10 protein-coding genes are annotated in these 9,880 nt (G+C 44.7%); 7 read left to right on the forward strand and 3 right to left on the reverse strand.

The window, feature by feature from the left end; translation table 11 throughout:
* The 4 genes from AC1DSE_RS22970 to AC1DSE_RS22985 form a co-directional block, all read left to right on the forward strand.
* The coding region (locus AC1DSE_RS22970; protein WP_477528238.1) for a sensor histidine kinase at window positions 1–969 on the forward strand (969 nt) is incomplete at its 5' end.
* Entirely contained in the window at window positions 944–2,278 is a 1,335-nt protein-coding gene (locus tag AC1DSE_RS22975) for an AraC family transcriptional regulator (RefSeq protein WP_477528239.1), read from the forward strand. The genes AC1DSE_RS22970 and AC1DSE_RS22975, both read left to right, overlap by 26 nt.
* A gap of 234 nt (window positions 2,279–2,512) precedes the next feature.
* Entirely contained in the window at window positions 2,513–3,886 is a 1,374-nt protein-coding gene (locus tag AC1DSE_RS22980) for a sugar porter family MFS transporter (protein WP_477512154.1), read from the forward strand.
* Window positions 3,887–3,938: 52 nt separating this feature from the next.
* A complete protein-coding gene (locus tag AC1DSE_RS22985; RefSeq protein ID WP_076268099.1) occupies window positions 3,939–4,148 on the forward strand; it encodes a YrzA family protein in 210 nt (69 codons plus the stop codon).
* 226 nt (window positions 4,149–4,374) lie between these two features.
* Here AC1DSE_RS22985 and AC1DSE_RS22990 read toward each other — a convergent pair whose 3' ends face one another.
* A complete protein-coding gene (locus tag AC1DSE_RS22990; RefSeq protein ID WP_477528240.1) occupies window positions 4,375–5,826 on the reverse strand; it encodes an amidase family protein in 1,452 nt (483 codons plus the stop codon).
* 305 nt (window positions 5,827–6,131) lie between these two features.
* Here AC1DSE_RS22990 and AC1DSE_RS22995 point away from each other — a divergent pair, with 305 nt between their 5' ends.
* Both AC1DSE_RS22995 and AC1DSE_RS23000 read left to right on the forward strand, forming a co-directional pair.
* Window positions 6,132–7,151 (forward strand): alpha/beta hydrolase, encoded by a 1,020-nt coding sequence (locus AC1DSE_RS22995; RefSeq protein WP_477512156.1) that lies wholly within the window; start codon window positions 6,132–6,134, stop codon window positions 7,149–7,151.
* 94 nt (window positions 7,152–7,245) lie between these two features.
* Window positions 7,246–8,103, forward strand: a complete 858-nt coding sequence (locus AC1DSE_RS23000) for an SDR family oxidoreductase (protein WP_477512157.1) — start codon at window positions 7,246–7,248, stop codon at window positions 8,101–8,103.
* A 127-nt stretch (window positions 8,104–8,230) separates the two neighbouring features.
* On the opposite strand, the gene AC1DSE_RS23005 is transcribed toward AC1DSE_RS23000, so the two are convergent.
* Window positions 8,231–8,536 carry a hypothetical protein gene (locus AC1DSE_RS23005; protein ID WP_477512158.1) on the reverse strand — a complete coding sequence of 102 codons (306 nt, stop codon included), beginning with the start codon at window positions 8,534–8,536 and terminating at the stop codon, window positions 8,231–8,233.
* Between the two features lie 315 nt (window positions 8,537–8,851).
* On the opposite strand from AC1DSE_RS23005, the gene AC1DSE_RS23010 reads away from it, so the two are divergent.
* Window positions 8,852–9,313: a VOC family protein gene (locus tag AC1DSE_RS23010; protein WP_441882885.1), complete on the forward strand. Its 462-nt coding sequence runs from the start codon at window positions 8,852–8,854 to the stop codon at window positions 9,311–9,313.
* Window positions 9,314–9,410: 97 nt separating this feature from the next.
* On the opposite strand, the gene AC1DSE_RS23015 is transcribed toward AC1DSE_RS23010, so the two are convergent.
* A partial coding sequence (locus AC1DSE_RS23015) for a glycerol-3-phosphate acyltransferase (RefSeq protein ID WP_477528241.1) occupies window positions 9,411–9,880 on the reverse strand: 470 nt, incomplete at its 5' end.

Genomic DNA, 9,880 nt, shown 5'->3' on the forward strand with positions numbered 1-9,880 from the left:
CCTGTATATGAGCAGATTCAAGCTGAAAATAAACGCATGTATTTGCTCGGTGCCGCCGTCTTCATAACGAACACCCTGCTGAGCATTTTACTTGCCATATGGATTTCACGCAGCATTACTGGACCTGTAAGCAGTCTTGTCTCACGTGCGAAGCAGATCTCCAAGGGACATCTAAAGCAAAGCTCAAACGAGCTGCAAGCCAAGGATGAGCTTGGCGTATTATCAGGCGCATTCGAGCAAATGTCGAGCGACCTCCTCGAATTGATGGAGCGGGATAAAGAAAGCCTGGAGAAGGATCGACTCGTTAAGGAATTAGAGCTGCAAGCGCTGCAAAGCCAAATTAATCCGCATTTTCTCTTTAATACGCTCAATGTATTATCCAAGCTAGCGCTCATTGAAGGAGCCGAGAAAACAAGTGATCTCATTATTTCGATGTCCAATTTACTGAGATATAACTTGCGCAATCTGGAGCATGCGGTCACGCTCAGAGATGAGGTAGCACATGTAGAGGAGTACTTCACCATTCAACAAGCACGCTTTCGCGACCGCATTCAGCTGGTGAAGGATATCGACCCATCTGCATTGTCATATCACATCCCTGCGCTCACGCTTCAACCCATCGTAGAAAACGCCTTTGTTCATGGCATTGAACGTATGGAGAATGGAGCGAAGATTCGCCTTGAAATAAAGCATGATCAACATCATGTACGTATCTCCATATCCGACAATGGCAGCGGAATGACTGAAGAGATTCGAGTTTCGCTGCTCCGAATGGAAGCTGGCGCATTCACCGAACAATCAACAGGCCTTGGCACAAAAAATGTGTTTAAGCGCCTCCAACTATTTTATGGTCTACATGGATTAGTCGATATTGAAAGCGAACGGGGTAAAGGAACGACAGTCACAATCCGAATACCTGTTAGAGAGGACGGTGAAAACATACATGTACCGACTGTTAATCGCGGATGATGAAGCACTTGAGCGGGAAGGCTTGGAATTGATCATTGAACGAATGCTTCCGAATACCTTTCAAATAATCCATGCCGAGAATGGACGTGTCGCGATAGAAAAAGCAGAGGAATATCGCCCCCATATCGTCCTTATGGATGTCAATATGCCCGGCATTCAAGGTTTAGAAGCAATCCGCGAAATCAAGCATACCTTGCCGGATGTGAAGTTCGTCATGGTGACCGCTTATGATTATTTTGCATATGCCAAAGAAGCCCTTTCTCTCGGAGTGAAAGAGTATTTAGTCAAGCCTGCCAAACGCGAGCATATCATACATACGCTTCAGCAGCTCATACAGGAACTCGAGCTTGAGAAGAGGAAACGCTCGGACGAACTAGAGCTGCGGCATAAAGTTTCTCAATTAATGCCTTTAGCAGAAAATGAACTCGCTATGATGTTTATGGTCGATCATGTTACAAATACCGATATCGAGCAATTATCAGAATGGCTCAGCTTTCCACTAGGACAAGGCTGTGCGATCGTGATCGCATTTCCCGAGCATGTCAAAGCTAATCGTAAGCAAAAAGTTTACGATACGATTAGAAGCTTTATCAAATCATCTTTAACGAATAGTGTTGTAAGCTCCTTAATTGATCGCCATATGGCTATCTTCATCAATCATGATAAATCTGTTGTGGACGCAGATTGGAAGGCAGCCGGAACCGCTTTAGGTGAAGATCTATGCACGATCGCAGCACGTCAGCTTGAGGTTGACATCTTAGTCGGAATCRGAAAAACGCGCTTGGGTGTTGAGGGTTTGCGCAAATCCTATTTTGAGGCTGTATTTGCCTCCAATTATTATGAGCAATGCGGCAAGATATGCCACTTTGATGAATTGATACATGGTGCAGTCCCTTCACTGAATCGTGATAACAAGCAGCATGAACATGTGGAAGCTATACCTGAAGCGTATGTTATCTCAGCAATGCAGCGCATTCGAGAGCAGCGGGAGCAGCAAACCCAATCCGTGCTAGACCGTGCACAACGTTTTATTCAGGACAACTATACAAAGGACCTCTCACTCGAAGAAGTAGCCGAATCCGTTCATCTAAACCCACACTATTTCAGTAAAATATTTAAGCAGCAAGTAGGCACAACCTTTATCGAATATGTCACTGCCCTTCGTATCGAAAAGGCGAAAGCGTTAATGGCAACTGGAAAACTGAGTTTAAAGGAAGTTTGCTTCGAGGTCGGTTATAATGATCCAAACTATTTCAGCCGTGTCTTTAAAAAAGTGACCGGTGTTCCCCCCTCCGACTACCGGGGATAAAAAAATGAGCAAATAAGTAAAGTCCATGCTGCAACGACATGGACTTTTTTGTGCTGGGATGACAACAAAATGCTAGTTCTCTTTATTCGTTTCCCTATGCGTGCAATGTCTAAAATAAATGCGGGAACAACACTCATTAATGCAGGTTTTTACGAGCGGATTCGCTCTTTTTGCATGCTATAATAAAGTTCGTTTTCACGCAGGAAAGGTTTTTGACAGAGAGGAGAAACGGAAATGGAAATGCCGATTACTAACAAAAATGAACAAGTAAGCATGAAATTTGTGACGCTTGTTTCCATTGTTTCCGCTCTTGGCGGATTATTATTCGGATTCGATACAGCAGTCGTATCAGGTGCTGTCGGTTTTATGGAGGATCGATTCGACTTATCAAAGCTACAAGTGGGATGGGCTGTATCGAGCTTAATTATTGGCTGTATTGTTGGCGCGGCTATGTCTGGTATTTTGGGAGACCGCTTCGGACGTAAAAAGGTACTTATTGCTGCCGCGATTCTATTTATTGTCAGCTCGATTGGCTCAGCTATTCCGGATACTTTTTCCGCGTTTATTGTGGCTCGGATTATTGGTGGAATCGGAATCGGAATTACCTCTACGTTATGCCCGCTTTACAATGCCGAAATTGCACCTGCAAAATATCGCGGCAGACTTGTTGCACTTAACCAACTCGCCATCGTTACAGGCATCTTTCTTACTTATTTCGTAAACCTATGGATTTCCAGATCAGGTGACGAAGCATGGGGCATCGCCTCCGCTTGGCGCTGGATGTTCGGAGTTGGCGCTATACCTGGTTTGTTATTTATGATTTTGCTATTTTTTGTGCCCGAGAGCCCAAGATGGCTGATCAAGCAAGGGCGCGCAGCAGCAGCTCTTCCGATCTTATTGCGTATTCACGGCGAAGAGCTCGCCAAAAAAGAAGTGATCGATATTAAGCATTCGTTCGAGCAAGAGAGCGGTTCGATTCGGCAGCTAATCTCTCCAGGGCTTCGAATTGCATTAATTGTAGGAGTTGGACTTGCTGTGCTCCAACAGGTGACAGGCATCAACGCCGTCATGTATTATGCGCCAGAAATTTTCAAAGCAACAGGCGCAGGAACAAACGCTTCATTGATCCAAACGATTTTGGTCGGCTTTATCAACTTATTGTTCACCCTCGTTGCTCTATGGCTCATTGATAAAGTAGGACGCAAAGCGCTTCTGCTCGTTGGTTCGGCTTCCATGTCGATTTGTTTGATTGTTATAGGCATCGCTTTTCAAACGGGACATGCAGCAGGTCCACTCGTGCTTATTTTTATTTTATTGTATGTGGCTTCATTTGCTATTTCGCTTGGACCAGTCGTATGGGTCATCATGTCTGAGATCTTTCCTAACCGTATTCGCGGAAAAGCGACGGCTATTGCTGCAATGGCGCTCTGGGCAGCGGATTATCTCGTTTCACAGTCGTTCCCGCCTATGCTTAGCTCTACAGGACCTGCCGCTACGTTCTGGATTTATGGTGGCATGGCCTTGCTCGCCTTCTTGTTTACATGGCGTGTTGTACCGGAAACCAAAGGAAAATCACTTGAAGAAATTGAAGCTTTGTGGGTGAAGTAATATCTCTGTATAATGGGTTTAGGTTATAAATCTATTTATAGGAGATAAACAAATGGACTTCCGACTAGATTTAATTGAAAATAAGATCGAATTTTTTGAAGCCTATGACTTGAAGACGCTAGAGCTAAAAATCGATCAGCAAATTGAAAATAATAAAGGTTTGCTGCTAGAGGTGTTCCACGTCAGCCATCATGCTGTATTTAATCCTAAAATTGAAAAGATGCTATATAGCGCGGTTGTTCACTTTAAAGCGAAGAAATAGCGCTATAAAGGCATACAAATCCTCCCGACTCCAACAGTCGAGAGGATTTTTTTTAAATATAGGAAAGTATATCATTTTCTCATACTTATCTTATATTTCACCATCAAAGCTACACAGCGTCTAAAGGACGACGAAGGCGTTTTTGATTGTTACGCGCTTAAAAAGCTCTGAGTCAAATCTCCGTCCAACGTATAATAGTCGAGATGCGGCATCTCGTCCTATCCCATTAAATAAAGCTCTTTAATGAAGGCGGACGCCTCACCATGCTGTGCTGCTCGTATGCATAAGCGAGTTTAATGAGCATCGGCTCCTCAAAAGCCCTCGCAGCGAATGTCACACCAAATGGCACTCCTTTTGAAGTATAGCCAGCTGGCACGACAATTGATGGATAACCTGCACGCGATGTAATCCTTGCTCCAAAGTCAGCAGGAAAAAGCAGCGCGTCAAGCTGATGCTCCTTCATCGTCGCATCTATTCCCTCTTCCTTGCATAAACGGAGATCTGCAATCCGATCTCGAAGATATGGAAGCTCAGTCTGTGTACCTGAAGTCGTCGTTTCTGCTAGCAGCAGAGTGGACTGTCCATACTTCAAGGTTTCAACCGGATACTCGTTATTAAAAGCAATAATGTCTTTGAGCGAGCGAATTTTGCCGTTTGGAGGCAGCTTGGACAAATAAGCGTTTATCGAGGATTTGAATTCATTCAGCACTACTGATGAATAAACGATTTGCCTAGCAGTTCTTACATCAGCCGGGTCAATGATGACCGCGCCTTGTTTTCTCATCACCTCTACTGCGTCGTTAAATATGGCTAGCTGCTCGTCCGTTAATTCCTCAAAAAAATAATCTCTAGGAATGCCAATTCGTGYACCCTCAAGACCTTTCGGATCAAGGAAAACACGATAATCCTTATGTTTTTTAAAGTACCCCGCACCCATTGCAGCATCCCTGTCATCATGCTCCGTTATAGCGTTTAATACGATCACTGCATCCGTTACGGTTCTTGCCATTGGTCCCGCAGTATCCTGTGAGTTTGAGAGTGGTAATATGCCTGATCGACTCACCAGTCCAACGGTCGGCTTAATGCCCACGGTTGAGCTTAAATTGCCTGGATTTAAGATCGATCCTGAGGTTTCCGTGCCAATCGAAGCCATACAAAAATTACAAGCCACCGCGACGCCTGAACCAGCGCTTGATCCGCCTGTCGGCGTAGATATGTTGTAAGGATTAAGAACTTGGCCGCCCCGCGAGCTATAGCCAGACGGCATTCCATCTGTCATAAAGTTAGCAAACTCCGTCATATTCACTTTCCCTAATATAATGGCCCCCGCTTCGCGCAGCCTTTGTACAATAAAAGCATCTACTCCCGCATAGGAATTGGCAAGCGCAAGCGAGCCAGCGCTCGTATGCATGTTATCCCCTGTATTAATATTATCCTTGAGCATGATGGGGATGCCGTGAAGCGGACCTCTTGGGCCTTGGACAGCTCGTTCGCTGTCTAATGCAGAAGCTATAAATAAAGCATCGGGGTTAAGCTCAAGCACCGAATTTATCGTGAGTCCATCTTTATCATGCGCTGCAATTCGGTCAAAATAAAATAGTACAAGTTCGCGAGATGTGATCTCGCCAGATTCCAAAGCGGCTTGAATGGACGAAATGGTTGCCTCTACGATTTCCATGCCTCTTATACCCCTCATCAACCCGAATATGTACGATATGAGCCTAGTATATACTATTTTTTGGTAATGAACATCATTGATAAAGGCAAGCTAATGAGCTTAGACTAGAAATATTGCAGACAAGGAATGATTTTCATTAGAAAAGAAACAATAATAACGATTGATTCCATAAAGAAGCTGGCAATACCTTTATAATCTCCACACTCAAACCATCACTTCAACAATCCGCTCCCTTTTAGCAGCTTTCTTCAGTATGATAGAGACATAGCACAAATTCACACATAACCGCCTACTTGGAGGAATGAATGACTATGACGATGCTGATGAGCAGAATTGTACTTGGAATAGGAGGTTTGGTGGTCCTTTTTATCAGTTTACTTACCGTGATTAGTTATTATTTCTATTACGTGGCAATCAAACGAAACTCAAAAGCATTTTTAAGCAATAATCAGGATTTAGCGCAAATTCACGGAGAAAAGGAAACGGATGATCAAGCTGCCATTGCGTTAGCAGACGAAACTGGTCCAACACCGGTTGAGGCTATAGGGGTAGAATGGATAGAAAAACAAGCTTATGAAATTTGGCACCTTACTTCAAGTGACGGTCTCTCCTTGGTTGGCTATTACCTTGAAGCCAAAACTTTGACGTCCAAAACCGTCATTCTTGCACACGGCTATTCCTCGCAAGGGAAAGATATGGGCAGCTTCGCTAAATTTTATTATGACAGGCTTGGGTATAACGTGCTCATGCCTGATGATCGAGGTCATGGCGATAGTGAAGGCGATTACATCGGCTTCGGCTGGCCAGATCGGAAGGATTATCTCCTTTGGATAGACGAGGTCGTACAGAAACTTGGTGAATCGGTGCAAATCGTGCTGCACGGCATTTCGATGGGTGGAGCGACTGTGATGATGGTAAGCGGTGAAAACGTTCCAAAACAAGTCAAGGTCATTGTGGAGGACTGCGGCTATACGTCCGTTACCGATCAGCTCTCTTATCAACTAAAGCGGATGTACAAGCTGCCTGCTTTTCCGATTTTGCCTGCAACTAGCTTATTAACCCGCCTTAAAGCAGGTTATAGCTTCGAGGAGGCATCTGCAATCAAGCAGCTGGATAAAAATAAGCTGCCCATGTTCTTTATTCATGGTTCCGCCGATACTTTTGTACCTACAGAAATGGTGTGGAGGCTTTATGAAGCTTGTAAAGCTGACAAAGATATTTATATCGCCGAGGGTGCTGGTCACGGCATGTCCTATGGTACGGATACAACAGCCTATGAACAAAAAGTGGCGGCATTTCTCAGTCGATATGTTATGAATGGATAGTGTCTAAATGATTCTTTATTTTGCACATAACCTATACCACTCCCTGATATGAATAAACAGACAGAATCATTCTGATTCAGAGGAGGGTGTGCATTTGGGACCATTTACAAACGATTTATTGCAAGGAAAGGTCGTTCTCATAACGGGAGGAGCTACAGGCCTCGGCCGAGCTATGGGGGAAAAGTTTCTTGCTCTAGGCGCTAAACTCGCCATTGCAAGTCGCAGAGAAGCCGTACTGAAGCAGTCTGCTGAAGAAATGAGTGTACCGACAAGCAGCGTGTATTACAAAAGCTGTGATGTACGAGACCCCGCGCAAGTACATGAGCTTATTACAGCCGTTGAGAACCATTTTGGTCAAATCGATATCCTCGTCAATAATGCAGCTGGCAATTTCATCAGTCCTACTGAAAAGCTTTCTCCAAGAGCGGTAGATACCATCCTACATATTGTTCTGCACGGAACCTTTTATACGACGCTCGAGGTAGGAAAGCGATGGATTGAACAAGGAAAAGGCGGAACAATGCTAAATATCGTCACAACTTATGCTTCAACCGGCTCAGGATATGTCGTCCCGTCCGCAGCAGCCAAAGCTGGCGTTCTAGCTCTTACTAGATCACTCGCAGTAGAATGGGCGCAATACGGAATTCGACAAGTCGCAATCGCACCCGGTCCGTTCCCAACAGAAGGCGCATGGTCACGCTTATCTCCAACTCCCGAGCTTGAAGAGAAAATGATCAACCGCATCCCCTTAAAGCGGGTTGGTGATAAAGAAGAACTAGCCAATCTAGCCGCATATTTAGTATCTGATTTTGCTCATTATTTGAATGGTGAAGTCGTTACGATAGACGGCGGTGAGTGGCTGCAAGGAGCAGGTCAATTCAACAGCTTGGCTGAGGTGACCGACGAGCAATGGGTTGCCCTTGCTGAGTTGACACGTAAAGGTAAAGGGTAAGTTACCACCATTCATCCCCTTCCTATGAAGCCTTGAAAAAGAAAAGCAGCTCAGTACTCAAAAGAGTCATGAGCTGCTTCCTTGTTCAAGCATAGCTTATGCAAATCTTAGGCATCTTCTGCTTTAATTAAAGTTCAGTGCCTGATTCAATGCCACCAGCTGGATTTCCGCCAGACCGGTTGCCTCCAGTTCTGTTACCTCTTGTGCGATTGCCGCCTGTTCGGTTACCTCCAGTACGGTTGCCTCCTGTGCGATTGCCTCCTGTTCGGTTACCTCCAGTACGGTTGCCGCCTGTGCGATTGCCTCCTGTTCGGTTACCTCCAGTACGATTGCCGCCTGTGCGGTTGCCACCTGTTTGGTTACCCCCAGTACGATTGCCGCCTGTACGGTTGCCTAGTGAACTGTTTTTTGCATTTTTCTTTTCTTTTGGCATATGCGTAATTCCTCCTCTTAGAAGATACTTACAACATATGAATCATCTCTATCATWTGCAACCTGACATTWGATTGATTTATAGATTTGGTTTAGTACCTATATGCTAGCTTGCGTTACAGACGTTTATGCATCCTTTTTTCAGCATACGCACTAGCGTGCTATCAATACATAAGTCGACATTGGTTTTGTTTGATCTTGTCTCACCGCTTCTTGTAGCATACCAATCTCGGTGTAATTGCAGGAAAACATTGGCAGATAATCGAATATAGTCAAAAATGCTTAATAAAATTTCTGGTGACAAAGGAGAAATAAAATGAGCGAGCAAGCTGCAAAGACACTTACAGGTCAAAAAGCAATATTCGGTCACACCATTCAAGTTCGGCTGGTCTCGGACTTAAAGAAGTCCCAGGAATACTACCGTGATGTGCTCGGCTGCCATATCGATAACTGGGGGCATGCGGAAAGAGACGGAATGACCGTCATTCTGCAGCAGGCGGCTTCCGCTGAAGATGTCCGGCCTAACGCACGCGCACAAAAACGTCCAGATTATCCTACAGAATGGGAAGGCCCCGACTATGGATGGGACACATTTATTCATGTGAGCTGGGATGACTTGGACTCACTTATTGAGGAAGTGCGTAGACTAGGCGGACATATTGCGGTCGAACCGTTTACTGATGCTCACGGCAATCACGAATTTAAAAACGCTTATATCAAAGACCCTGATGGTTATCACATCGTATTGGGCGCTATGCGTGAAAATTCCCGTTCGTAGTATAAATACAACTCCTGATGAAGGCTTGTTTGGCGGGAAGATAATTAAAGAGATTGTCTCGAAAGGCATCACCTTAAGAGACAATCTCTTTATCATTTTAGACACCTTTGTCATATCCTTTTTTCCACGACTTCCCTATTTCAACTCTGTGCTTATAAACAAGAATTGCAAAATTTCCAAGCCATACGAGGAGTATGGCAGCTGAAAACATCCTTATATACAAATAAACGGAAAGAAGCAGCATGCCAACCACAACCTGCAAGCCATCCACCTCGGTGGATTTAGGCTTTTTTTTATATATCATACGGCTCACACCGGCCATCAGCGCTAGAATTATGGCATAAGCCAAAGAAACCTCGAACCCCGTGAGCGCACTCCATATACCGAATGAGACAGCAATAGCTTTGCCGCCCTTCCCTTTCAGGAAAGGAGAAAAGGCATGCCCTGCTACAGGCGCGATGGCAAGCGGAACGATTAGATAACCATGATTATAGCTGCTGCCCATTATAAAAAGCACGGGCAAGTACCCTTTCAAAAAATCCAATAAAATACCGGCCACACCGAATT

The sequence above is a fragment of the Paenibacillus sp. 01L418 genome (genome assembly GCF_056400045.1).